Origin of the sequence: Erysipelothrix sp. HDW6C, from assembly GCF_011299615.1 — a bacterium.
Classification (GTDB): domain Bacteria; phylum Bacillota_I; class Bacilli_A; order Erysipelotrichales; family Erysipelotrichaceae; genus Erysipelothrix.
This window is the reverse complement of record NZ_CP049861.1, coordinates 926,033-952,471: the sequence shown is the minus strand read 5'-3', so window position 1 is coordinate 952,471 and position 26,439 is coordinate 926,033. Positions and strand designations below refer to the sequence as shown.

At 37.3% G+C, this 26,439-nt stretch carries 24 protein-coding genes, 2 tRNA genes and 2 riboswitches; of the genes, 6 read left to right on the top strand and 20 right to left on the bottom strand.

Features of this window, described 5'->3' with window-relative positions:
* Positions 1 to 22: 22 nt before the first annotated feature.
* From G7062_RS04270 to G7062_RS04240, 7 genes are all read right to left on the bottom strand, one after another.
* Positions 23 to 1,603, bottom strand: a complete 1,581-nt coding sequence (locus G7062_RS04270; protein ID WP_166064694.1) for an ABC transporter ATP-binding protein — start codon at positions 1,601 to 1,603, stop codon at positions 23 to 25.
* Positions 1,590 to 2,204 (bottom strand): hypothetical protein, encoded by a 615-nt coding sequence (locus G7062_RS04265; RefSeq protein WP_166064693.1) that lies wholly within the window; start codon positions 2,202 to 2,204, stop codon positions 1,590 to 1,592. Before G7062_RS04265 ends, G7062_RS04270 begins: the two co-directional genes overlap by 14 nt.
* Positions 2,197 to 2,919 carry a hypothetical protein gene (locus tag G7062_RS04260; RefSeq protein ID WP_166064692.1) on the bottom strand — a complete coding sequence of 241 codons (723 nt, stop codon included), beginning with the start codon at positions 2,917 to 2,919 and terminating at the stop codon, positions 2,197 to 2,199. The genes G7062_RS04265 and G7062_RS04260 overlap by 8 nt, the downstream gene beginning before the upstream one ends.
* Positions 2,916 to 3,812, bottom strand: a complete 897-nt coding sequence (locus tag G7062_RS04255) for a hypothetical protein (RefSeq protein ID WP_166064691.1) — start codon at positions 3,810 to 3,812, stop codon at positions 2,916 to 2,918. Before G7062_RS04255 ends, G7062_RS04260 begins: the two co-directional genes overlap by 4 nt.
* 110 nt (positions 3,813 to 3,922) lie before the next feature.
* Positions 3,923 to 4,087 (bottom strand): hypothetical protein, encoded by a 165-nt coding sequence (locus tag G7062_RS04250; RefSeq protein ID WP_166064689.1) that lies wholly within the window; start codon positions 4,085 to 4,087, stop codon positions 3,923 to 3,925.
* A gap of 212 nt (positions 4,088 to 4,299) precedes the next feature.
* Entirely contained in the window at positions 4,300 to 5,286 is a 987-nt protein-coding gene (locus G7062_RS04245) for a serine hydrolase (protein WP_166064688.1), read from the bottom strand.
* A 70-nt stretch (positions 5,287 to 5,356) separates the two neighbouring features.
* Positions 5,357 to 5,432 (bottom strand) — tRNA-Ala (locus tag G7062_RS04240).
* A gap of 144 nt (positions 5,433 to 5,576) precedes the next feature.
* A riboswitch (purine riboswitch) is annotated at positions 5,577 to 5,673 on the top strand.
* Between the two features lie 375 nt (positions 5,674 to 6,048).
* Here G7062_RS04240 and ade point away from each other — a divergent pair.
* Genes ade through G7062_RS04215 form a run of 5 tightly spaced genes read left to right on the top strand, consistent with a single transcriptional unit; the run spans position 6,049 to position 10,501 of the window.
* The gene (ade, locus tag G7062_RS04235) at positions 6,049 to 7,818 is read left to right on the top strand and encodes an adenine deaminase (protein ID WP_166064687.1); all 1,770 of its coding nucleotides are present in this window, start codon (positions 6,049 to 6,051) and stop codon (positions 7,816 to 7,818) included.
* A 3-nt stretch (positions 7,819 to 7,821) separates the two neighbouring features.
* Complete coding sequence (locus tag G7062_RS04230) at positions 7,822 to 8,256, top strand: GNAT family N-acetyltransferase (protein ID WP_166064686.1); 435 nt, start codon at positions 7,822 to 7,824, stop codon at positions 8,254 to 8,256.
* Between the two features lie 9 nt (positions 8,257 to 8,265).
* Positions 8,266 to 9,063: a DUF3100 domain-containing protein gene (locus tag G7062_RS04225; RefSeq protein ID WP_166064685.1), complete on the top strand. Its 798-nt coding sequence runs from the start codon at positions 8,266 to 8,268 to the stop codon at positions 9,061 to 9,063.
* Between the two features lie 8 nt (positions 9,064 to 9,071).
* The gene (locus G7062_RS04220; RefSeq protein WP_166064684.1) at positions 9,072 to 9,557 is read left to right on the top strand and encodes a hypothetical protein; all 486 of its coding nucleotides are present in this window, start codon (positions 9,072 to 9,074) and stop codon (positions 9,555 to 9,557) included.
* Positions 9,557 to 10,501, top strand: coding sequence for a nucleoside hydrolase (locus G7062_RS04215; protein ID WP_166064683.1), 945 nt, complete (start codon positions 9,557 to 9,559; stop codon positions 10,499 to 10,501). Before G7062_RS04220 ends, G7062_RS04215 begins: the two co-directional genes overlap by 1 nt.
* A gap of 58 nt (positions 10,502 to 10,559) precedes the next feature.
* On the opposite strand, the gene mgtA is transcribed toward G7062_RS04215, so the two are convergent.
* The 6 genes from mgtA to G7062_RS04185 all read right to left on the bottom strand — a co-directional run bounded on the left by mgtA (position 10,560) and on the right by G7062_RS04185 (position 19,085).
* Complete coding sequence (mgtA, locus tag G7062_RS04210; RefSeq protein WP_240915982.1) at positions 10,560 to 13,316, bottom strand: magnesium-translocating P-type ATPase; 2,757 nt, start codon at positions 13,314 to 13,316, stop codon at positions 10,560 to 10,562.
* Positions 13,317 to 13,409: 93 nt separating this feature from the next.
* Entirely contained in the window at positions 13,410 to 13,769 is a 360-nt protein-coding gene (locus G7062_RS04205) for a DUF3784 domain-containing protein (RefSeq protein ID WP_166064681.1), read from the bottom strand.
* A 269-nt stretch (positions 13,770 to 14,038) separates the two neighbouring features.
* A riboswitch (M-box (ykoK) riboswitch) is annotated at positions 14,039 to 14,196 on the bottom strand.
* 116 nt (positions 14,197 to 14,312) lie between these two features.
* A complete protein-coding gene (locus G7062_RS04200; RefSeq protein WP_166064680.1) occupies positions 14,313 to 14,996 on the bottom strand; it encodes a hypothetical protein in 684 nt (227 codons plus the stop codon).
* Positions 14,997 to 15,133: 137 nt separating this feature from the next.
* Positions 15,134 to 16,744, bottom strand: a complete 1,611-nt coding sequence (ggt, locus tag G7062_RS04195) for a gamma-glutamyltransferase (protein WP_166064679.1) — start codon at positions 16,742 to 16,744, stop codon at positions 15,134 to 15,136.
* 10 nt (positions 16,745 to 16,754) lie between these two features.
* Positions 16,755 to 17,951: a hypothetical protein gene (locus tag G7062_RS04190; RefSeq protein ID WP_166064678.1), complete on the bottom strand. Its 1,197-nt coding sequence runs from the start codon at positions 17,949 to 17,951 to the stop codon at positions 16,755 to 16,757.
* A 204-nt stretch (positions 17,952 to 18,155) separates the two neighbouring features.
* Positions 18,156 to 19,085, bottom strand: coding sequence for a YafY family protein (locus tag G7062_RS04185; RefSeq protein WP_166064677.1), 930 nt, complete (start codon positions 19,083 to 19,085; stop codon positions 18,156 to 18,158).
* A 106-nt stretch (positions 19,086 to 19,191) separates the two neighbouring features.
* Between G7062_RS04185 and G7062_RS04180 the strand changes: the two genes are divergently transcribed.
* Complete coding sequence (locus G7062_RS04180; RefSeq protein WP_166064676.1) at positions 19,192 to 19,680, top strand: isochorismatase family cysteine hydrolase; 489 nt, start codon at positions 19,192 to 19,194, stop codon at positions 19,678 to 19,680.
* A 348-nt stretch (positions 19,681 to 20,028) separates the two neighbouring features.
* Here G7062_RS04180 and G7062_RS04175 read toward each other — a convergent pair whose 3' ends face one another.
* The 7 genes from G7062_RS04175 to asnA form a co-directional block, all read right to left on the bottom strand.
* Positions 20,029 to 20,610, bottom strand: a complete 582-nt coding sequence (locus tag G7062_RS04175) for a hypothetical protein (protein WP_166063870.1) — start codon at positions 20,608 to 20,610, stop codon at positions 20,029 to 20,031.
* 186 nt (positions 20,611 to 20,796) lie between these two features.
* On the bottom strand, positions 20,797 to 21,687 hold the full coding sequence (locus G7062_RS04170; RefSeq protein WP_166064675.1) for a DUF5677 domain-containing protein: 891 nt from the start codon (positions 21,685 to 21,687) through the stop codon (positions 20,797 to 20,799).
* 198 nt (positions 21,688 to 21,885) lie between these two features.
* Positions 21,886 to 22,191, bottom strand: coding sequence for a hypothetical protein (locus G7062_RS04165; RefSeq protein ID WP_166064674.1), 306 nt, complete (start codon positions 22,189 to 22,191; stop codon positions 21,886 to 21,888).
* Positions 22,172 to 24,541 carry a PHP domain-containing protein gene (locus G7062_RS04160; protein ID WP_166064673.1) on the bottom strand — a complete coding sequence of 790 codons (2,370 nt, stop codon included), beginning with the start codon at positions 24,539 to 24,541 and terminating at the stop codon, positions 22,172 to 22,174. The genes G7062_RS04165 and G7062_RS04160 overlap by 20 nt, the downstream gene beginning before the upstream one ends.
* A gap of 168 nt (positions 24,542 to 24,709) precedes the next feature.
* Positions 24,710 to 24,785, bottom strand: a tRNA-Val gene (locus G7062_RS04155).
* A gap of 126 nt (positions 24,786 to 24,911) precedes the next feature.
* On the bottom strand, positions 24,912 to 25,358 hold the full coding sequence (locus tag G7062_RS04150; RefSeq protein ID WP_166064672.1) for a GNAT family N-acetyltransferase: 447 nt from the start codon (positions 25,356 to 25,358) through the stop codon (positions 24,912 to 24,914).
* A 67-nt stretch (positions 25,359 to 25,425) separates the two neighbouring features.
* Complete coding sequence (gene asnA, locus G7062_RS04145; RefSeq protein ID WP_166064671.1) at positions 25,426 to 26,433, bottom strand: aspartate--ammonia ligase; 1,008 nt, start codon at positions 26,431 to 26,433, stop codon at positions 25,426 to 25,428.
* Positions 26,434 to 26,439: the final 6 nt, after the last annotated feature.

Genomic DNA, 26,439 nt, shown 5'->3' with positions numbered 1-26,439 from the left:
ATACTCTTCATTTCGCTTTTAATTATGATAAATTCAAAACGTGGTCATAGCTCATTTTTTCAGTTTCACTAATATGATGTGCAACTTCGATGAGAGTCACATCTGATTTCAGTAACATTTTTCGTATGCGCTGCCCTGTTTCCGTGTCGAGTGCAGCAGTCATTTCATCCGCGAGCATTATCGGTCGGTTACTTAGCAACGCTCGAGCTATTTCAATTCGCTGTATTTGTCCTTTCGATAAATTAGTGCCACTGTTCTCAATTACATAACTTAATCCTTTCTCATGCACTAGAGTGTCTAACTCTGTTGCTTTCAATGTCGCTTCAAATCTTTCTTTAGAGACACTTTCGCCAAGTGTTAAATTAAACTCAAGGGATTCATTAAAGACATAAGGTGCTTGATTAACATAACTAAAGTATTCAAACAAAGTATCTCCATCAATCATCTGCGCGTCCTTATTATTAATCATATACTCTCCACTTGTGAATGTTCGCATACCGAGTAATGCAGTTAAGAAAGAAGTTTTCCCAACTCCTGAAGGTGCCATAATAAGCACATTATCGCCTGGTCGAATATCTAGAGAAATATCGCTAAACAATGTTTTATCGTCTATTTTAAGGCTCACCTCTTTTACTTCAAGACTGCTCACCATATCGACATTAGAATGGATCTTTCGCGACATTGGTTCCTTAACCATCTCCGCAATTTTAGTACTGATATGTGTCGTTGACTTTAAACTGTTTCGCAGATTTAAAACGCCGATTAACGGATTCAAAATTGAATTATTGAGTTGCACAACCGCCATGAATCCTCCCAATGTTAGATTGCCATGAATAACACGATACACTCCAAATCCGAAAGGGAGTACAATACCAAAAATATATGCAATTGTTGTAATGACTGTTTGGACAACACCAACAACGCCATTCATTACCTCTAAACTTAACTCTGATTGACGCATTCGTTGCTCAATAAGATTTATAAATGCATCACCAACCTTATATGTTTTTATTGTTTGAATGCCATTCAAAGTATTCTCTAAATAGTTAGTATATTCACTGTTTGACTGAGTCCATTTTTCCGATGCTTTCATTATTCTCGGTTCGCTTTTCTTCGATACGATTGAAGGAATTAGCCCTCCAACTAGGAATACCAACGCTGTGGCCCAGTCGTAAAATAAAGCAGCCACTACTGCCAATACAAATTGAATCACAAGACCGAGAATCGTTAGCTCCCCTTCAATCCCTTGTTTTTCTAAAAGTTTAAGATCATTCATCATAAAGGATAATGTGTCCGTGACATCATCCGATTGAACACTGTCCACAAATGTATGTTCGAGTACAGTAGTCTTAATTTTTAAATTTACATCCCTTATATATTTATTCTGTATTTTAACGACTACAACCCCTACTATCATATACAGTACTAGCCCAATAATACCTATGCCTGCAAATCTTAAAAAAAGCTCAATATTTCGTGTATCAGCAGCGTCAATAAATTGATTGATGATGTAAGCAATAAAGATGCTCCCCGTATTCTTCATTGCTATTAATGCTAACAAGAATATTAATGTTTTCTTTTTCCCGTACTTAACGATTGTCATGGCTTCTCCTTTTGCACACTTCGTTGGTATTTCTTAAGAAACTTTGGTTCAATTTTAATAATGTTAAAAAATATGCAGATGTTGGTTCGATAAAGTTGTGATACGTATCTATACTATGATAGTCCCTATTCAATGGATTCAAGTAGCCAAATAAGCCTTCTTCGCGTTTTTGGTAGTGAATAAACTGCATGGATTCTTTTATACATTCTGCCTTAGGATTTAAGTACATTGCTAATAAAAGTGTGATTGAAAAAGACTCGATATCGTATGCTTGCATAAAGCAATGCAGCAGTCCTTCAATTAGATTCATCAGTGGCTGATTTTGATGATTTGTGCAAGGTGTGTCAGACTTTATTAATTCAACAATCATTTCAAAATAAGTCTCAGCATCGTACGTCAGAAACTTACAAAGTAATGCTTCTCTATCTTCAAGTCTCAATTCACTTTGTTCACTCTTACAATGTTGACTGCCCTCTCGATTCTTTAAATGATGGGCTAAGTGCAGGAATACATTGAGTTTCGCGTTATTAGCACTCTCAAAACCGTCGAAATCTGTCGTTATTTGCTCTTTTTTTTGATCATCCTTAAACCGGTTACTCATTATGAAGAGACCTCACTTTCTTGATCATAAAATTAACAAGAATCAGTTTTTCAAGCGGTAACAACTTAATCATATCATCGGTCAAACTCTCAATTATGTTTATGCATCTATCAACAGTAAAACATCCAAGCAGCAATAATTGATTGATCCTTTTTTCGACCTCACTTGGAAATTGTGTTGAAGCAATTTCTAGAAGTGGTTCATCGGATATTTCTTCTCCAAGAATCGAGCGTGATAGTTTTAGCTCAGTCTCGATATTTACAAATTCTTGGTAGAGATATTTTTCGAAAAAGGATGATGTGTAAGTGTATTCTTCCAACGCTACACCTGTAATTTCAAATGCAGTAACGATCCAATTATGTCGAATTTTTCGGATTAGAGTCTTCTCAATTCCGTTTACCCAATTCACTGAGAATGTATTGTAGAACATCTCTGTAGTCCCATCTATATCTCTATCTATGAATCGTTCATTATTTTGATTGAGAATGAGAACAATTGAAGCAACTTCATAGATCAAATGTCGGTTACACCGTATTATTTCCGACAACGAAACTCTATCTAAGAATCTAAAGTAAGGATTGAACAAGTCATCTGACTCCTTTGTGATATCCATCATAAGAAGATAATCGCTTAATCTGCCTAGAGTTTTTAGATAGTATTCTAGTTCAATAGGCTCTTTGAGTATTGATTCAATAAGTTTGTCATGCTGCATCATAATTCAACCCTCAACAGTTCCTGACTCATCCCAAATGCAACCAATACTGTGTGGTAGGTTAATTCGAACGCTTTAACCTGAGTATCAACATATTTGTTCATCCCTTCATAGGATTCAAAGTACCCGATTTTCTGCACGCGTTCATAACTGTACTTCAAACTTTCTTGAATACTTAACCTATCCATCGCGTCCATTTGATAATCAACAAGTGTAATTGCATAGATAATCTCAAATAACAGATCAAAATTCTTTTCCTTGCGACACATAATTAAGAGAACCATTAAGTAGCGATGAATTTTCTCTTGTTGCGGAAGGATTCTTTTCTCTTTAATTCCTCTACTTAGTTTCGTAATGTAAAACACTGTATGTGTGACACTATACATATCCATAAATGTCAACGTGTGCGGCGGTTGCATATTCCCCAACGTTGTTTCCATATACAAATCATAATAACCTAATGCCACTTCAACATCAGACAGTTCTAGTATGAATTTTAAATCCATCTTTCGAAACGGAAGGTTATCCAGTTTCTGTACTAAGTCATGATTTCGTACAAAATCCATATCAATAATGTGCTTGTCTCGTAATTTATAAGCAAACACATTTATAATTCCAATTGTCGCGATTCGATTAATATTCTCCTCAAAAATACTTTGAAAGTTTATAGTAGTAATCGTTTTTTGAATTTGATTGAGAATCGGCCCAGTTTGCCCATTATTAACGTTTGAATTGAGTGCAGGTAACATTACGAAACACAGCTCCGCTACCATCTTGAGTTGACTGTCTTTTTCTTGAGAAAAATATTGCGATTCAAGTGAAAAGTCTGCAAGATTCTTGATAATCCAATCTAAAGACAGTTTGTTTATTCTTCTAGCAATTTCAATTGTATTCATGGGATCCTCTTTTCCATCAAACTAAAGAATGCAAGAATTGAAGCAGCAGTAGTTCACCACCACTTCAATCAAAGACAACTCATAAGACACGTTAGATTAACCGTACAAAATTATGCGAATGATAACATTGGTTTTGACTCAAGTACTGCATCAGTAGCTGTAATCTTATCAATAATGATAAATACACCGCCTGCCCAGGCAACAGTGTAGCTTGCCATAACCGTCGCATCATCTAATTTCGTTTGGTTGCCAATTGGAATATAGAATCCTTTCATGCGTATCCTCCTCTCTTTGAATCTAAGTGATACAATCGCTTCACCTACCTTAAACTAAGAAGTTGAAGCTACCATTCCTACGATTTCAAAAAATATATCATAGATTAATCTACAAATGAATGGTTTATGTATCAGTGGTCATTTGATTCGCTCCGGTGGTAACATAAAAAAACTCATTCTTTGAATGAGTAAATTAATCATAGAGGCGGATTCTACTTAAGTGAATCGTTTCGTAAAAGTGTTAATCCTAGTTTATCTATATTTAACGATCTATAGTTTGAAAGCACAACAGCCTTCTTGCCTGTATTCTGATTCATACCAATAAAGAGGTTAAAACATCCTGTTCCTCCATTATGCCATAGAATATCTTCGTCTTGCAGTTTCCAAGCAAGACCCATATCATAGGCTTTCGGTCCAGTTGCATGTTTTATTTTCATGATATCCACGAACGGATGATCATGACTCTCATTAAAATGGAATGTAAGAAACTTACGTAAATCAGCAGCTGTAGAGTATAAACCGCCTGATGCAATCATACTTTCCTCGACATTCCAACACCAATTCCCTTGTCGATGCTTTCCCGCATTTCCAAGCATTACGTTTTCAAATTTAAAGTTTGTATCTGTGAGTTCAAGATCTGATTCAATTAATGACATCATCTGTTCAACATAAGGTGTCCCAACTGCCTGTTCGCATAGCAATGCCAACAGTGCATAGTTAATGTTTGAATAATAGAATGGATGAACCTCATTATAATTCTTAATTGTCCTGACAGAATCCAATATCTGTGTCTTACTTGATTTCCCTACAAACGGATTATCCACACATGCTTTACCACCCGTGAGAACACTGGCAAACATTGCTAAATTTTGAATTCGCGTAAGAGGTTGATATGTAAATCCTGAAGTATGCGTCGCAAGCCTTTGAATGCTTGGTATATTTACATACTCGCCATTGTCTACCAGGCTCTGAACCTCGGTAAGATTTAGAACGCCTTTATCTAAAAGTTTAGCAACCAGTGTTGCTGTGAAAATTTTGGTTAATGAACCAATCTCATAGCGAAGTCCTGATGGTTTGCGCGCAACACCATTCATTCCATAACACGCTTGCTTCCAGTTCTCTGCGTCACTCTCTAGAATCGTAAGTTCAATATGTTGCTTATTATTTGTAATCTTTTTTACTAATTTATCAATACTCATTTGCCCACCCATTTTCTTATATTTTCCATAAAAGCATAAAACCCGCATCAAGCGGGTACAGTTTCTCTAATGGTGGAGCTTAGCGGGTTCGAACCGCTGACCTCTTCACTGCCAGCGAAGCGCTCTACCAACTGAGCTAAAACCCCATGAAGATAATATAACATTTTAGCGAATGATAAGCAATCGCCTGTTGGTGATAGTTCATAATAAACCGCTTTATCACAATCACTGAACCCAACTTTTATTTCATTCTTTTGGGATGAATTATTATTGTCTTTCACATGAGATATGGTATACTGTCCTTATTCCGTTATATAATGTCCAAATTGGTGGGCAGTCTCTACACTTAACCGTAAATTAAGTACTATGACGTTTCTACGTTTGAGATATCGGAATTAGAATAAGGAGATACTGATGATGGTTCAGCTATCTGATTTTTATCGTTTCTCAAATGCCAGCACTATTGAATCCTACCGACACAGCACTGATTTTTCATTGTTGGTTTTTATACAGTGTGAAATTTGTTTGAAACACCTACGAATCAAAGCGCAATCACTTATCATGTATACTGTACAGAATTTAGATTCAACTAACGTTTTTGGGGACTATAACAAACTAAAATTCATCCAACTTTTTATCGCGTAAAGTTGGATTTTCTTTTGCTATATGAATGTATGATTTGTGCGCTTACGGACGCCTCTCATGCTTTAATGTTAGCATTGTACACTTCTTATTCTCACTATTTAAGTTAGGAGGACAAGTGTGAAACTTAAATATACGAATAAAGCAAAACTCATCGCTACAGCCCGTGGGGATCAACAAGCAGATGTGGTGTTAGCAAATGCCAACATACTGAACTTATTTACGGGGGAAATTCGACTTGGTGATATTTATATATCAGACAATGCCATCGCGCACGTCGAGTATGACAATTGCGAAACAGTTTCTGGTAAAAATGTTATTGATATTGAACAGAAATACGTAATTCCAGGATTAATCGATGCCCACATGCACATTGAATCCACCATGTTAACACCTGTTAACTTTACCAAAGCTGCATTACCCCATGGAACAACAACGATTATGACTGACCCTCATGAGGCAGCCAACGTAACCGGAGTTCGTGGTGTAAAATACATGCATGACAGCGCAGAGGGACTTCCGATGCGTCATTTCGTTGATATTCCAAGTTGTGTTCCATCCGTTTTAGGACTTGAAAAATCTGGTGCTGAATTTGGGGTTCAAGAAATAGAAGAACTTGCATCATTAGATCGTGTCATTGGGCTTGCTGAAGTCATGGATTATCTTGGCGTTATCAATGGCGAAGACCGCATGATGGATATCATCGCTGCATCTGAACAACGCGGACTCTTTATTCAAGGACATGCGCCATCAGTAATGGGTCGAGACCTATCTGCTTATATTTGTGGTGGTCCTCGTAGTTGCCATGAATCGCGTTCAGGGGTTGAAGGTTTGGAGAAACTTCGCGCTGGATTATTCGTGGATGCAAGAGAAAGTTCAATTACAAAAAATGTTAAAGACATTTGGGAAGCCGTAAAGGGATCACGCTATCTCGATACACTGTGCTTATGCAGTGATGACAAAGAAGCTGAAGATGTTCTGGTGAATGGACATATGAATGAAGTCGTCAATTCCGCAATATCTTATGGAATGGATCCCATTGATGCCATTCGCTGTGCTACATTAAATAGTGCTCGTGAAGTTCATATCGATAATCTTGGTGCTATTGCACCTGGGTATATTGCCGATCTCTTGGTTGTTGATACTTTGGAATCCATTCACCCCACACGTGTCTTTTACGAGGGACAACAAGTTGCATCAAATGGAAGCGTTGATGTCTCATTTCCAGTTAAAGACTTTCCAATTGAAAAAGAAAATACAGTTTTTGTTAAACCATTGACAGTTGCTGACTTTGAAATTCAAGCACCTATTGAAAATGGGCACATCGAAGTAAATGGTATTGAATACCATTCGCCATTCTCTTCAATCACAACGGTTTCACAATTTACGCTCGAGGTTAAAGACTCTAAAATTATCCTTCCAGAGGCATTCAATTTTGTTGCCGTTGTTAACCGACACCAAGGAAGCGATGCTATTGCTTTGGGAATTGTTAAGAATTTTGGGATGCAAGGCGGAGCCTTATCCTCGACCGTATCACATGACTCACATAACCTTACAATCGTATACAACACCCCTGCTAATGCACTTATTGCCGCCAATGCGCTTATGAATCAAGGTGGTGGGATGTCTGCGGTCAAAGATGGAGCAATTCTTCACACATTGGATCTACCTGTATTTGGACTGATGTCCAATTTAGAAGCTGAGGATGTTGCCAGAGAGAATCGCGCAATGAAAGAAGCAAACCGCAGTCTTGGTATGACTGAGTTTATCAATCCATTGATGCGAATTACAACGTTGTCTCTCATCGTTATTCCCGAAGCAAAGATGTCAGACTTAGGACTTGTTGCAGTCAGTGATAAAGTCATCAAACCCCTCTTTACAGGAAACTAAGCTATGCAAACGATTATTCGAAATATTTGGAATGAACCCATTTGGTCCCTGTTGAAAACAGCTCGCAACGAAGTTTTTGTTGTTGAACAAGGCTTGGATACGTGTGTTGTTGCAGACGATTACGACCAAACGTGTACACACATTATTTATACTCATTCAGAGAAAGTAATTGCAAGTTGTCGGGTGCGAATTGAGAATACCATCGCATTTATCGAGCGTGTTTCCGTACTCAAGGAATACCGTCAACAGTCATTAAGTAAGGGAATCCTTAACGAAGCCCTCACTTTTATTGAAAAAACAAACGTACAAACAGTCGCAATTGTCGCACAAAGTCGTCTTATCAGTATGTACGAAAAATACGGATTTACACCTGTCGATGATCACTTTATGATTTTCGGAGCATCACATATTAAAATGACCAAATCAATAAATAACTAGGAGAAAACAATGAAAAACACAAATAAGATCTTATTTTTTATCTTCATTATGATTGTTATCGCCATTTCAGAATTAATTGGTGTACAAATTATTAATGTCGGAACAATCAAAATTCTCGTCTTACCACTTGTCTTCGCAGTCTTAATAACCATGATTGTTGGAATCCCTAAGTGGCGTAAAGGCATCCTTAAGAAAATTTATTCAGACGCAAACATCAAATTCGCAGGTGCAAACCTTATCTTCATTATGCTTCCACTAATGGCGCGTTATGGAGCTGATGTTGCTCCAAAGATCAATGAAATTATGCAATTTGGTTGGGTCTTTCTTTTCCAAACCGTTGGGAATGTCGGAACTGTACTACTTGGACTTCCAATTGCCCTCTTGCTTGGCTTAAATCGTGAAGCTATTGGCGCTACTCTTGGTATTGGACGTGAAGGTGAACTCGCCTATATAACTGAAAAGAATGGCCTTGATAGTGAGGAAGGACGGGGCATTCTGTCCATGTACCTCGTTGGAACACTCTTCGGAGCGCTCATCTTTAGTTTTATTCCCCCAATCTTAAATGCGGTGGGATTTGATTATCGAGCCCTTGCAATCGGGTCCGGTCTTGGATCAGCAAGTATGATGACTGCTGCATCAAGTGCAATAGTCGGTCTTTATCCACAACATGCGGACACGATTACATCCTTTGCTGGAGCAAGCCAACTTGTGACAAGTTTCATGGGAACATATATTATGGTATTCTTATCCGTTCCATTGATGAACTTTATCTATAAAATCTTTAAAAAAGAAAGAGCAATTAACTAGGAGGCATTATGACACAAATTCTAAAAGATCAATTACCACGTTTAAAGATGTTATTATTGGGTGCATTCCTTATTCTATTTACCCAAGGAATCAAACTTATTAAGAATCCTGAATCAACACCGATTACACTTGATACATTATGGGGTGTTCTTGTCCTTGTTGGTTTCTCATTTATTGGTTTAATTATTGCTGAACTCATGAAGAAAACCGGCATAAAAATACTGGCTGACTTCCCGGTACTCGGTTGGGTATCTCTTACATCCCTTGTATTTTGCTTAATTTCACCATTCTTTGTAACTGTAATTGGTGCCGTAAACTTCTTAGCAATCACAACACCCGTACTTGCGTTCGCAGGAGTATCCGTTGCCAACAATCTTGGAGACTTAACCAAGAATTCATGGAAATTTGTAATTGTTGGACTTTTTGTATTCATGGGTAGTTACCTTGGACGTGTTATTATTGCCCAAATCGGTATCTGGTTGATGGGATCCTAATGAAGAAAATAATCCTAGATGTCGATACCGGAATCGATGACTGTCTGGCTATCGCCTACTTACTCGCCCAGCCCAATGTGGATATTGTTGGCATCACTGCTGTTTATGGAAATGTTGATGTTAACAGTGCCGCACTAAACTGTGCGAACCTTTTACATTTGCTTGGACGTAATGCTATTCCTGTATACTGTGGTGCTGAACATGCGATGCATGAATCATCATTCGTACAGCTACGGGGTGGTAAGGTTTTCCATGGTGATAATGGAATTGGTGATGTTCATTTTGATGAAAATCAATCCGTGTCAACATCTGAAAACGCTATAGATTTCATCGTGAGTCAGGCTCAAAATGTAAAGAATCTTACACTTATCGCAACCGGACCACTTACAAATATTGCCCAGGCAATAACACTGAATCAACAAGCAATGCAAAACGTTGAGCGAATCATTCTTATGGGTGGTGCACTTTGTGTTCCTGGCAATGTTTCCCCTTTTGCAGAGGCAAACATTTCGCATGATGCAGAAGCTGCCAAGGTTGTTTTTGAGAGTGGCATTCCGATTACAATGATTGGACTTGATGTTACATCACGCGCTATTATCACACGCTCTGACCTCGAACATTGGAAGACACTTAGCAACAAATCCGAAACCCTCCTTAACATTCAAGATCACTATTTTAAAGCGCATGAACTCGTTTATCCACAATGGCATGGAGCCGCTATGCATGATGCGCTTGCAGCTATCGTTGCACTTGAACCTACGCTTGTAAAGACTGTGAAACTGCCAGTTACAGTCCTAACAAGTGAACAACAATACGGTCGTACGATTCTTGATCTCAGTCGCATTTCTGACATCACAACACATACTGTTGATGTTGCAATTGATATGAATCCTCAAGCATTTAAAGAGTTACTAATCAAGTCAATTGACACTGTGGTTAGCTAAAATAAAAACAAACCATCACGAAGATTCGTCTTCATGATGGTTTTTATATGATTAATAGTTAGAGCAATTCACCATATCTACGGATGTAGAATTTCTTTAGAATGGTTACTAAAATCATGTACCCTAGAATTGTTAACGCGAGATATGCGAAGTATACCCCAGGCAATGCAACGAATCCGAGCATGCGACCAAAACCAGTAAATGGAATGATGGTTAATGCAATAATTCCTGCAAAAGTCATCAAAGTCAATGGTGTTGAGGCACGGCTTTGAATGAATGGAATCTTGGGTGTACGAATCATGTGAATGACCAAAGTTTGGGACCACATCGACTCTACAAACCAACCAGCATGGAACATCGCCATATAGGCTAATCTCATATTCATCCCCGCCAATGGGCCACTTTGAACCAGGGCATTAACCGCAATATTATTGTAAAGCACTCCCCCTGAAACAAATTGCGGACAAATTATAAAATACATCAACAGATACGTTGTCCAATCAAAGACTGAACTTGTGGGACCAATCCAAATCATGAAATTACCAACAGAGGTTGGATCCCATTTCTTGGGAACCATGAGAAACTCTTCGTCGACATTATCCCAAGGAATCGCTGTACAGGAAATATCATAGATCAGGTTTAGGAATATCAAGTGGACACTCATCATTGGTAAGAATGGTAGAAATGCACTGGCAGCAAGGACAGAGAACATATTTCCAAAGTTTGAACTTGCTGTCATTTTTATGTACTTGATCATATTTGCATATGTTTTTCTTCCTTCAATAATCCCTTTTTCAAGAACCATAAGGTCTTTTTCTAAGAGAATAATATCCGCTGATTCTTTAGCAATATCCACTGCTGTATCCACCGAAACACTAACATCGGATGATTTCATTGCAGCTGCATCATTGATGCCATCCCCCATAAATCCGACAGTATGACCGCCATCTCTCAACGCTTTAATGATTCTTGCTTTTTGAGAAGGAGATACTTTCGCAAAGACATTGCAACGCTTTGCTTCACGTTCCAATTCTATATCAGTCAAACCTTCAATATTCTCCCCTAACAGGAGTCCATCAATTTCAATTCCAACTTGCTTGCAGACCCAACGCGTAACTTTTTCGTTATCTCCAGTGAGAATCTTAGTTGTGACGCCATGATCCAAAAGTGCTTGAATTGCCACAGCGGCAGATTGTTTTGGTGGGTCAAGGAACGCAAGGTACCCTAATAGGACCATTTCATTTTCATCTTGGACTCCAAATGCTCCAACGGGTGATGGATTGGTTTTTTGCGCAACGGCAATAACACGCATTCCATCATCATTCAATGAGTTAACAGTGTTTAAAATGTCTTGCTTCACCTTCTCTGTAACAGGTTCAATAGTATTGCCGTATTGTACGTGACTGCTAATTGATAGCATCTCTTCAACGGCACCTTTGGTAATCATTTGCACCTTACCCGACATATCTTGAACAACAACACTCATACGACGTCGTTCAAAATCAAACGGTATTTCATCAACTTTCGTATAGTTGGTGCTGAGATAGTTCAAAGAAACATCATTTTCACTTTCTTGTTCGGTTCGGCTGATTACGGCAAAATCCATCAAATTTTTAAGTCCTGTTTGGAAGTAGCTGTTTAGGTATGCATGACGTAGCACCTGAACATTCTCTTTTCCCTTAACATCTAAATGGTATTGCAGTACAACTTTATCTGCAGTCAAGGTTCCAGTTTTATCAGTACACAGTACATCGATCGCTCCCAAATTTTGTATAGAGTTTAGATTCTTAATGATTGTCTTTTCCTTCGACATTGCCACGGCACCTTTTGCAAGGCTTGTTGTAACAATCATTGGAAGCATCTCCGGTGTTAGTCCAACAGCGATAGATATTCCAAACAGGAAGGCACCCATCCAGTCTCCTTTTGTAAATCCATTGATAAAGAATACAATTGGAACCATGATGAGCATGAAACGAATAAGTACCCAAGAAACTGAGTTTACACCTTTTTCAAAACTTGTTTGTACTGGTTCTTCTGAAATTGACTGAGCCATGGATCCAAACATCGTTTCGTCCCCAGTTGAAATTACGATGGCTTCTGCAGTGCCACTAATAACATTACTCCCCATAAAGCCCATATTTGAATAGTCAGTTGCCGATTTCTTTTCTTGTTTTTCAGGCTCACTGTATTTTTCAAATGGCTCGCTTTCTCCTGTTAACGCTGATTGACTTACAAAGAGGTCCTTTGCTTTCGTAATGCGCACATCTGCCGGTAGCATGTCCCCAGCCGAAAGACGAACAATATCACCAACCACGATTTCATCAAGTGGTAGTTCTATTTCACCAGTTTCTTGTCGACGAATTGTTGCTGTTGTAGTCACCATTTCTAACAGTTTCTCAGCAGCGTTTCCAGATCGTGTCTCTTGTAAGAATCGAAGGATTCCTGAGATAAAAACCATCGATAATATTATGATTACAGTCAATACATCAATTTCATCTCCCGAACGCATTGGAATGTAAATATCAGTAATGCCTGATACAATTGCGAGAAAAATGAGAATCATTGTGAATGGATTGATAAACGCTCCGAACAATCGTTGAATAAGAGATTTTGGTTTTTGCTTAGAAATTACATTATCACCATACTTGGTGCGATTTCTTTCAATTACACGATTTGATAATCCTTCATTACGAGTGTTAAATTTCTTAAATATTGTTTCTTCGTCTGATGTTGCTGCAAAAGTTAATCTTGCGTTAATATCAGTTATTATTGCACTATTTTTTGCGTTAATGCGACGCATTTTTTTTCTTGACATGACTTTCTCCTCCATATCTTTGTAGTTTATGAATAGAATTGTCAGATTCAGTAATTGTATGACAATTACTATTCGTCCATTTGTTTTTCTGTATCAATCGCGACCATCAAATGGTTCAACTGATTTATTTTGGAATTTCTTTGACCGACTAATATAGTTAATATTGATTCGTGCGGCGATAATCCATAGTATTGATGCCCAGATAAATACTTTTTCTCTAAAAATTTCAGAAAAAACAGAAACTCCAAATATTAGGGCTAACGCTAGAAACATCATTCCCATATTATTTTTTAAAGCTTTAATGTTTATTGATCTTTTTATTTCTGGTGATGTTTGCTTCCATCCTGGAATGTATTCAAAACCCTTTCCTGAATAGAATAGTAGACTCACCAGCACAAAGAAAATTGCAAACATTGCATAGTAAAAAACCATCTTTCTTTCTCCTTTCCACATAGAATGTCTCGTTTGAGTCAAAAAGATGGTTAAAATATATCAAAAACTTTCCCCTTACACAGTAAAGTGGTGAGAAATTTTATTATGATACATTTCTAAAAACAGATTATCTCTTTGACCCCAACACCAATTAGTTATGTCCAATTCCTCACCTCATCTCTACGTGTAAACAGTCATTCACCCTCGGCTAGCACAATAAAAAAGTGCACCCCATCTCAAACAATGGTATAGTGCACAACGTAAAAACAAAAATAAACTCGCTTTATATTATGGTATACCGTTTGAGCTTTAGCTCCATAAGGCGGTGAAGTTGTATTAGGTGAAACCTTGTTTTTGATAACACCTGTTCAAACCAACGCATAGTGTCTCCACTATTTTGCGGCAACAACCCATATCCTTATGGTAGCCTCACCTACCGGGAAATAGTATTTACTTTTACAAGGTACATGTTATTTTTACGAATGTCAAGTTTTTAAATTAAAAAAAGTATAAAATTCAGATATACTTGAATTTTATACTTTGATACTTCAACACATTTGTTTTCTATTCTTCATTTGAATGTACCGTCAAAAAGAAAGGTTTCTTTGATATGTTTCCACTTGAATCTGTAGCGACCACATAGAGTTCATAAATTGCAGCAACTCCATAATCAACCTCTCCTTCAACGCGTATTGCAAGATCTCCATCTTCTGAATCCGTTGCCATGAATAATGTATTGTAATCTGGAACCTGATTAAGCTCTGTCTCAACAACATTAACAGCTCTCAATTCAGGAAAATTCGTATCAACAACAATATACTTAAACGGCATGGTGCGAATTCCATTCTTTCCTTCGTATGTGATTGTTCCTTCATTGAATTCTAATTCATTTCCCAGTCCCATTTCAACAATCTTATTACGTAAATCTGCGACCTGATTAATCGTTCCATAAACACCGTCAACAGAAGTGATAACGCGCGCATCATACGATATTGATTGAATCTTATCGATGGGAAAATCTTGATAATTACGCTCTATATTAAAGCGAATGATTCCGTCATTTTCTTCACTCATTGGCTCCGCTCGCATTTCAAGTGCAATCGGTGCGAGGGAAAATTCTAGCGTGTCATAAGGTAACTCCTTCTTTTGATTCAACACAAATAAAGCCATAGTAACTGCCACTACTAAAATCGCAGTTATAATAATCCATTTCCTTTTTAAATTTGCACCATTTTTCTCAGTCTTCATCATTATCCTCCACCCATTTCAACTTCAGCCATTGGCATCCATACATTATAACAAATTACCCATTAAAATGAATACTATGCATTAGAAAGAGACAACATTTAAAAGTGTTGTCTCTATAAAGATAAATTTGATTCGAATTACCAAACGGCCAAATAACCGTCAGATCTAGGCTCGGTTCCACCAACTAGGACACCATCTTCATTTCGAATGATAATCTGGCCACGACCGAGCATGATTGTTTCATTCAATACCTCGATTTCATGCCCACGACGCATTAGTGCTTCTGTAATATGGAAAGGTAGTCCATGTTCGACTTGAACTTTCTTACCGGATACCCATTGCCATCGCGGTGCATCCAGTGCATCTTGGGGATTCAAATGGAAATCAACCATACTACTGACTACCTGCATGTGAGCTTGGGGTTGTAAGGGCCCTCCCATAACTCCAAATGGCCCGACAGGCTTGTTATCTTTCGTAATGAAGCCCGGAATGATTGTATGAAGCGGTCGCTTTCCAGGTTCTAAGAAGTTTGGATGGCCTTCTTCAAGTGTAAATTGACTCCCTCGATTATGGAGACTGATTCCCAAACCCGGAACGACGCTTCCTGAACCAAATCCCGTATAACAACTTTGTATAAAGGAAACCATATTACCATCCTTATCTGCTGTTGAGAAATATACTGTCCCGTTTGACTCAAGTTCTCCTGGAGCAGGTTCAAGTGCTTGGTCTCCAATGAGTTTACTACGGGCAGTCCCATATTCTTTTGAAAGTAAGTGGTCCAAGTCAACGCGCATGGTTTTTGGTTCACCAATATGAGCCATACCATCGGCAAATGCAAGCTTCATTGATTCAATCTGCTTGTGATATGTATCCACCTCTTCTTTTCCACTTAGTTCAAAGTTTTCGAGAATATTTAGGGCCATCAAAGCCATGATGCCAATACTGTTTGGTGGTAGTTCCCAGATATCATAACCACGATAATTCACTGACAAGGGCCTTACCCACTCCACCTCATGCTTCATCAAGTCATCTTTGCGAATGAAACCACCATTTTCTTTGGAGAAAGCATCAATTGCGTCAGCAATCGCCCCCGAATAAAACGATTCGCCCATTGTTGCCCCAATGTCACGAAGCGTTTTAGCATGACCTGGTGACTTGAATAATTCACCGGCCTCAAGAGGATGTCCATCGGGACAGAATGTTTCAAACCAAGTGTTAAGAATGGGATAGTCCTTTAATGCAGCACTGTAAATCTTATAATAACGTTTCCAAAGGCGCGCAACATTCACAGAGACTGGAAATCCCTCTTCCGCTAAGATTGCAGCTGGCTCTAAAACAACATCCAGTGGAAGTTTACCAAATCGTTTTGACAATGCGACCCACCCGCTTGGAACTCCAGGTACCGTTACAGGATCAAGTCCAAATTTAGTCACTTCTTTATCGCCACGATCCTTCATAGCATACGCATCCATGAGAGCCGGTGCAGCTCCACTTGCATTCAAACCGTACATTTCGCCTTCAAACCAGACAATCGCAAAATTATCGCCACCAATACCATTTCCTGATGGTTCAACTACAGTCAGCGCAGCCGCCGTTGCAATGGCTGCATCAATGGCATTTCCGCCTTTTTTAAGTATCTCTAGTCCGACTTGTGATGCAAGCGGACTTGCAGTTCCAACCATACCTTTACGCCCATACACTAAGTTACGACGCGAGGGATAGCGGTACATATATTGATCAAATTTCATACACTTCTCCTTAAATAAATACGACAAAGATTCCAGCAACGATAATCGATAACGTCGTTACAGTTGTCATGCCTGCTACAACATAACTTGGCATGATACGGTCAAGAACAACCTGTTGCTCTTGAGGATCATCAGTTACCGCTTTCGCAATTTCATGCGATACCAAGAAAGTAGCTGGGAAACCCAAATACTGACATAATGAAACTCCAAATGCGAGATGTTTTGATTTTAACAGCTTCCATCCTGGAAGAACCGAGAATACCAAATACAAAGCAGCAATGGTTACTACAAGAGTAATTGCAATTTGAAGTCCAAGTGATGCCAAATCATCCAATGTGACACGACTCAAGGAAGGAATAATCGTTACATATACGAGCATCGAAAATATACCTGATGCCTTCCCTTTTTCCAAGATACGACTCGGTACAATATCCAAGTACCCAAATACTGCTCCAAATAAGAGCGCCCAAAGCGAATAGTTAATCGCTGTAAACGTCTTACCCAAGGAAACAGAGATCCAAGCAAAACATACGGCAATCATAAGACAGGTAAAATCTGTGAAGTACTTTGAATACTTTGTTGCAAAACCTTTCGTTTCTTTCTTTACGGACTCTTCAACATTCTTAACACTTTTTCTATCGTTACGATATGCATCTAAAGCGATTTCCGCTTCCTTCACCCCAGCATAAGACGCAGGGTAAGCCCCTGCAAATTTCTTAACTGCATAAAGAATCGCGGCAAAAGCTGCTGGAATGATCAAGTTGGCATCCGTAGCTGCATTGCTCATAATTTGCGTTGAAATAATTCCCCCGTTTAGCACCGGAATCGCTACAATTGCATTGTCTCTCCCTATAATCGGAATCAACAATAAACACGCTAACATTACTACAATCATTGATGCCGTCGCTGTAACCACTGTTTTCCATTCAGCGATTAACTGTTTCAAGTTAATCATTGTCCCCATATGGAAAATCAAAATCGCGGCTGACATCGACGCAATCTGCGTGAGTCCGGCTCGCTCTACAATATCTGCCGGGAATACTCCCAACATAAATGCCCCAAGAAATACAGCCATTACCACAAACACCGATGATATTTTTGCTTTGGTGATTATTCCGATGAAATCACCCACGGCAAATACAATCATGATGATGAAGAAATAGAAAAGGCTGTTGTTCTCAACAAAATTTTTTATAAATATTTCCATTTCGTTCTCCTTACAATCAAAACTAAATTGATGTTACGGTGATACTACCATGAAATGACATCAAATGAAAATCGCTTTCTGAAAATAGATGTCGTTTATTACACAATAATCAATGTAAGCGGAAGTTACATTAAGATAATGTTAAGTACACTTGGATTGTAAAAAAGCAAAGACTACGCTTTGCTTCAAATATTAATCAAAAATTTAGATATAAATCGACAATATGGCATCGATACGATTGATTACTTCAGCACGAATGTGTGCTGGCGAAAGACATTCACATTTGTTCCCAAAGCTTAAAATCGTATTATAATAAAAGTCATTTTCAATAAATGGAAATTCCAAAATGTAGTGGGCATCGCCATCTTCAATGAGACAATCAAACGTGCAAAAATCAAGAACACGATCTACAAGTGATTTATGAATTCGGATTTTAACTTTGGTTTGTATCGTCTCTAACCTGTCATCAAAGTCTAGCCGTGGTTTTTCATAAGCACGCACATCAAAGGATTGTGAAAGGGTTCTTACGTTTGATATCCGAGAAAGCCGAAACAGACGATAGTCTTTCTTAGTCAAACAATAACTATGACAATACCATCGGTTGCTTTTTAATACCAATTGATAGGGTTCAACCGTGCGCTCTGTGATATTACCACGATGGTCACGATAGGAAAAGGTAACTAATTTTACCGCATGAAGCGCTTGCTTAATAACTTCCAAATTATTCTGGATCTGTATGTTTCCAATCCATGGACTCATATCGATATGAATTTGATTTGCCTTAAACTCAATATCTCGCGCATGCTCATCAGGGATAAGCGTCTTTACTTTTTCTAACGCATGAATGAATGTATCACTTTGCACAATACCCGACACACTTGACAATCCTAATAGAATCGACGACAGGTCATTGCGAGAAAAAACATTGGAATCTACCTTATACTTGGGCATTATTTCAAACCCACCACCAACACCCGGTATGGATCGAATTGGTATTCCTGCGATATCTATGGCATCAATATCGCGGTAAATGGTCCGTAAAGATACCTCGAACTTATCTGCAAGTTCCTGTGCAGGAATTCGTTTCTTATCCAAAAGAATCATAATAATACTGACGAGTCTATCCAATCTCATATCGGTCCCTCTTTTCAAAAATTCTTCAACATATTATATATTGTTGACATAACGGTGTCAACAATAGCATGTTATAGTACTTATGAACTAGAAAGAGGTATCCACAATGAACCCTACAGCACTCGTAATTATTGACATTCAAAACGATATTACAAAGAATTACAAAGAGATAATCGATAACATCAATACTGCAATTGATTGGGCAGATCAAAATCAGTATCATGTGATTTATATACGACATGAAAATCTCTCACCAGGTACCCGAACGTTTAAAACTGGCACAAATGGAGCCAATTTGGTATCTGAGTTGAAAATGGTATCGCAGAATATTTTTACAAAGTACAAAGGAAACGCACTAACGAGCGATCAGTTTAGAGAGTATATTGCCAACAACAACATTCAAAATTTCTTTATTACAGGTGCCGATGCCACCGCCTGTGTTAAGTCTACCTGTTTCAACCTGAGAAAAGAGAATTATGATGTTACGGTCTTATCTGATTGTATTACAAGTTATGATAAGAGGAAGATTGATCCAATGCTTGAGTACTACCAAAGTAAAGGGTGTACGATTAAGTATTTGCCTGACTTAATTTAGTTACATACGATTGAAAATTAAAAGTACAATGACACCTATAATTACTTCTTACAGGTGTCGTTTTTTTAGATATAAGAATTAATGTATCTTTGGACTGAAGCGATATCATGATGTACTCTATTAACACTTTAACTTCAGTGAATAATTAAAAAAAATCTGTATCGTGAGAAACTCACATACAGATAGTTTAGGTAATTATAAATGGTGCCCTATGTGCTTTTCAGCCGAAATATACAACTGAATATTTGTAAGGACTTATCTGTAGTCCTTGTACCACAATTGGAACTAAAGTACAATTTATTTCGATCAAGTGATTGTGTGAATTCGATTAAAAAAGCTATTTCTATGTTAAATATCTAGCCATAACCCGGGTGCTACAACACAACCAAATTCTAATTCATATTGATTCACAATTTCTAACAGATTCTCTATACCTCTGTATTCAAAATTATTACAATTTAGTTCAGCATACCATCCCTCAGCAAATCTGTTTTTTGGTCCACCCATACCTGCTTTAGGTTTATCATCAAGTTTTTCAACTACTTCCCATAGAGTAAAATGTGTTACTTCTATATCTATCTTGCTCAGCGCATCTGAGAATCTTATGATTTCATCTTTTGAACAAATACAATCTATAAAGCCATTACCAACACTCATAACACCAAAGGAGTCCATAAGCTCCTTAGTATTTTTCTTTAATTTTCCTAACTCTTTATGTGTAATTAAAGTACCACGTTTTGCATCTTTGTAAATCGATTTTTTCAAGCAAATATCACCTTTTTCACCGACTAGTCTTTGATACTCTGTTCCGCCATTCGTACCAATTGCTCCACATTTACATCTTACACAGTCACTTATATATTTGCTTTCAATTGTGTCACCACACTTGTTACAGGTGACAATATTTCTCATTAATCTAAACCGTTCCAAATCGCCACCTCACTCTCAGGTTAAGTTCATTTACTTTGTTTCTGCCATAACAATTATTAACTTAGAATCTAGATTTTGTACTTCATGGTATTTCAAATAACACATATGCACTTTTCGAGTAACCACAATGTACTTATCACCACTACCGCTTGGATTCTTGTAGTAACTTATTTACGTTACTGATACTTATACAACTAGTTGATCATTTTTCATTCTGAAGTTATTTACAAGAAAATGATTAGTATATTTAAATTCATGAATAAGTGAAATGAGACTTTGCGATTTGTTCCCCAAACAAAACATGTAATCAATGAAGATCGAATTTGCAATTGCAATTAACTGTACTGCATGATCTGAAACTAGAGCAATGCCGCCATTTGAGTGTCCTGGGTTGAGAGCAATTTCACCCTTTGAAGAAATCGAACTATATGTACCTTCGTAATTAACATGTAAGATGTTGTTTGAAGTTCTATAGACTTCTTCCCACTTCTTCATGTAATCAAAACCATCGCCACTACAAATCAATGCAATATCTTTATTACTCAAAGAGTTCTTTCTACTCCATTGTGTCATCCTACTTGAGAAATCCTTACTGATTTTTTCTATGTCTAAAATCCACTTGTTGCTGTTAATCTTAGTATTTCTAAATGCTTTGCTCGCATCGTCTTTGTACTTATTGAATACTCTCATAATCGATATTATCTCATAATTAGTCCTGTTTCTTGCATATGCCCCATCAGAAAGTCCATTACTTATCAATATAACTACTTCTAAATAGGTTCTTAGAGCTCTGGTGTGTAGATAAAACATATCTTCATTCGGAACTATTTGATTAGAAAAACAATCAATTCTGTATTGTTTCAGTATTTCGGCCATATAGTCTACTGTCAAAATGTGAAACACTTTTAAGAAGCCGATTGTGTCAGCAAATTCCCCATTTAGCTTCTCTTTAACATCATTAGTTACGTTGTCAAAGACATTAATATTTATTTCTTTGTGTTCAATAATCTCGCTCGCTCTCTGATCACAATAATCAATACACTCGTCTAAGTAGTCTAGATATTCATCGTACCTCATTTTATCGTCCCCTTTGCACTTTAATAATGAGGCTATATACTGCATAATCTCCGCCCTCATTACATACCTTAACCATTAAACACTTGGGAAATCTTACTTAATAATTGCAAGTTTAGGAAAACAAACTTCAATTTAGAAAACATATCTAACCCTGCAATCATGCTTGTTCATAATTCCTCCATTTTCAAATTTACTTAATTAATTATGTTCTCCAAGTTCTATTCGGAATTTTTCAACCTCATCAATGACACTTGCTAATAAATCGTAGACATAATTAAACAAACGATAAATCTCATTACTTGGACCGGATGTTTTATCATCTGAGAGCCTCTCAGCAGGACTTAGCTCAGTCACACTTTTCTCTTCAAAATCCAGTAATGCATATATGTCTTTTGCAGAGATCTGCTTTTTTTCTAGGCCGATCTCTATATTAACACCTAAATGGTTAGTAACCACTATTCTACTATTATCTTCGATTCTTATCTCAATCACTTTTTTTATCATATCTTTTCCATCTCTTTCTGATCGTTTCAACCCCTCCATCTAATGTATTTGCAACCTCTGCCAATACATTAATTTGTTCATTTTCAAACTCAAGTGCTCCATTGTGAATCTCTATATTTCCATTATTGGTTTGCTTCAAAATTATTACATTATCAACATCCAAATTCACCACAAGCTCAGGTTTATGAGTTACTATTATAACTTGTTTATTATTGTCCACCATAGATCTGAAAATCGCTACAAGTTCGCTTGCAACCCTATTCTGTGCTACATCATCACCTGGCTGATCAATTACTATTAATTGATGAAGGTCATCTTGCGATAGTATGTCTAGATAAATCAGTGCATTTTTCCCTGGGGAATTTCCAGTTAGCAACTCAAGATTGTTTTTATTAATCAACAAATCTCCTGCCAAAATTTCTCTAAGATAATAGTCCTTCGTAATAGCTTTGTACAGTTCAAATTTATCTACATTGGTTCCATTATGCTTTCTTGTCTCGGTTTCTTTAAACTTACTTTCAAAAGTATCGGTATTAATTGATAATAGCAAGTTTTCATAACTACAGTATTTTATAGGACTCATAAGAATTTTGATCATAGTTTCTTTATCTATTTGATCATATATTCTTTTGGTGACAAAAGTATACTCACCTATCTCATTCATCAGCGGACTTAATACAATTTCTTCAAAATCTTGCAAGGGGTCAATTAACTTTTCACTATTTATTTTTACAGCCTCAACAACTTTGTTGATAACTAGTATCTTTTCATCATTATATTTAGTGAGTTGTGCTTCTTGCCCTTGTTTTTGAAGCGTATAATGACTATTAAAGTGTCTAGATTTGAGGTTGATAATATTAATAACTCTATTTTTAGTTTCAGTATCTCTCTTTTTACTTTTATAAATGTGCTGCAACTTCTTCATTTCACCAACTATTTGATCTAACTCTTTATTACTCTCGAACAATTTTTCTTCTCTTAAATCTGATAGATTATTTAGTATTGTCTCAATCTTAACTAGTATACTTTCATAACTTGCCTCATCTTGCTTAAGATCATTTAAAATCGAAAGATAATAATAGTTCTCTTCAACATCAGATGGTATGTTAATTGTGAAATTCAACGAATTATTCTTTGTCATAATGCTGTGATTTTGCTTCATTCTTTCAATCACTTTATCTGCGTATCTATCAATTTCTCCTGAAACTGCCGCATTATCTAAATCAATAAATTTATTACTAAAGAAATCAATATCTTTTAGATTTTTGTCTGATTGAAAATCACCTCGTATTCCGCCTTGTCGCTTATACAAATACTGAATTTCGTCCAAACCAGCAACAATATTAAGACTCATTTCTTTTGATTTCAGATATTTATCATGACCATCCTTCAGTGTTTTAGAAGAACTCAGATAATCTTTATTAAATAATTTCTCAACAATCAAACTCTTGCCAATCGAATTATCTCCAATTATCACGTTAATACCTGATGCAAGATTAATCATTACTTTTTCTCCAGACAAGTCAATAGATAACTCTTTAATGTGGGGAGGATGTATGCTTAGGTTTGCTGTAGACAGTCTTTTGGGTTCAGTTAGTGCCATGACAAGACCCTTGAAGCTGCATAGACTTTTCATATATGTGAACTTAATCTCACTTTGTCTTGTCATATCTTGATCTGGATAGACACTCCAGACATGACAATCAGTTCCAGTTATGAATCTTAAATTCTCCAATTCATGCTCAACTTTATAGTTTCTTAACATGCCTTCTACTTTTCCACTTCTGAATTCAACAGCATCAAAATAGTCGAGGGCAATAAAGTTATCAAAAAGTTTTTCGCCAACATTCGATAAATTATCATTGTGGATTTTTGCTCTCACATCGCTTTTTTGATGCGCAATTAGTACTACATCCAAATTCAAATCAGAGAGAATGTTTTTGAAGGTGCTTTCTTTAAATGCTTTTTTTGATTCATTGTCAAAAGTATATTTTTTAAGTTTCTCCGGAATACATTTTATGTTTTCATAATTTAAGTCATTGAAAATACTGATAACATGTATTTTGCTGTTCTCAATTTCTACATCAAATTCAATTCCAGGCAGAATTTTTTTCAGTGTTCCAGTTTTCTCTAGTTCAATATCACTCCGTATTCGATCAAACATTGCTAAATCAAAATTGTTATGATCAGTAATTGAAATAAGTTCAACTTCTTCGTTTTCAAGTCGTTGATAGAGTACTGGCAAGTTATCTATAGTATTATCTTTAACTTTATCACCATCTTTCCCAATACTTGCAGCACTATGAATATGTAAATCAAGTTTTACCATTCTTTTGACAATATTATTCATAATTTCCTCCTATTGTAGTTGTATCAAATACTAATCACTTCTTTAAACATAAATTCATACATTAAGTTTAGCATACATTATCTAATTTTAATTATAACAGTCAGAAATTATCACAAATAAAAACGACTTTTCCAAGTCGCTACTGTGATTTCTTATACTCAATATCAATGGTGGACCATAACGGGCTCGAACCGCTGACCTCATCCACGTCAAGGATGCGCTCTCCCAACTGAGCTAATGGTCCATTTATGCTTACCTATAATATCATACTTGATAGACGAACTCAATATGAAAATTAGAAATTAGCAGTTAATGTCAAGCGAATCGTGTTAAGTGTAATTTCAAAACAACTTCATGATGACATGTGCCTTTATGCTATGGCTTCCATTGTATTCATTCGCATGTAATGATATCCACTCTCCTGATCTTTTGTCAGGCTAAATCCAACCTTGCTCCATAATTTTTGTGCAACAATATTGTCAGGGTCGACCGGTAAAGAAATTCGCTGAGCATCGCACGTTTTGACAAGAAAATCAACACAAAGTCGCGCAGCTTGTGCACCATAACCCATGTTTTGGAACCGATCATCAATCAAGAAATTAATTATTTGTGGATTCTCCTTCAGTGCGAACATAAATACATAACCAACCATTATGCCATCCGCATAGATTGCAAACGGACATGAATCTTTTCCTAAAACCCAAGCTTCTGCCAATGACCAGGCGACTGGATCAACAAAGTTTTCATCAGCGACCGACGCTTTAAGATTAAGACATTCTACGTAATTGGTTTCATCAATCTTTTTTAGTTCAACCATAACGTAACCTCTTTTCTACATTGTATAAAGCAATTCTCACCATAAAAAGATAAGAATTGCTTTGTTTTTACAAGAGTTCGATACTTCCGGCACAGGCATTCCGAGTCTCTTCATCCCAAAGAGAAACTTGAACCTCACCAATGTGAGCCTTCCCGAGCAGAAGCATACACATTCTGGATTGACCGATACCACCACCAATAGTGAGTGGAAGCTTCTCGTCAACGATCATTTTATGGAAGGTATATTCCAGGCGGTCGGTTGCATTGGCAAGTTCTAATTGCCGTAGCATGGCATCGCGATCAACACGAATTCCCATACTTGATAATTCCATCGCACATTGCAAGGGTTCATGCCAAAAGAGCAAGTCGCCATTGAGGGACCAATCATCATAATCCGGTGCTCGACCGTCGTGTCGTTCGCCACTGTTTAATACATCTCCGATTTGGGTGATGAATGTTGTCGGGTGTTCTTTGACATAGGCATTTTCACGCTCTTTGGCGGTCAATGTCGGATACAGGTCTTCCAGTTCCTGACTGGTCACAAACGAGACTCTTGGATCAATTGTGACGTTTACATCGGGATATTTTGTATGCAAACGGCTGGATGTCTCAGCAATTGCATTGACGAGTCCTTTGACTGTTTCCTTAAGATACGTATCCGTGCGCTGTTCAGCGGTAATCACGCGCTCCCAGTCCCATTGGTCTACATAAATCGAATGTAAATTATCCAATTCTTCATCGCGGCGAATGGCGTTCATATCAGTATAAAGACCATTACCAACACGGAAGTCATAATCATGCAAGGCCATACGTTTCCATTTCGCAAGTGAATGTACGACTTCACCCTCATCCCCGTCAAGTGCGGGAATATCAAAACGTACAGGACGCTCAACACCGCTGAGATCATCATTCAATCCCGAGTTTCTTGCTACAAACAGCGGCGCTGAAACACGTTTAAGTTTCAAACTACCTGTTAATGCTTCTTCGAAGCATCGTTTGATAAATCCGATTGCCGTTTGTGTTTCATAGTTTCCCAAGGTTGAAACATACCCTTTTGGAACGATTGTTTTTGTCATCTTCTG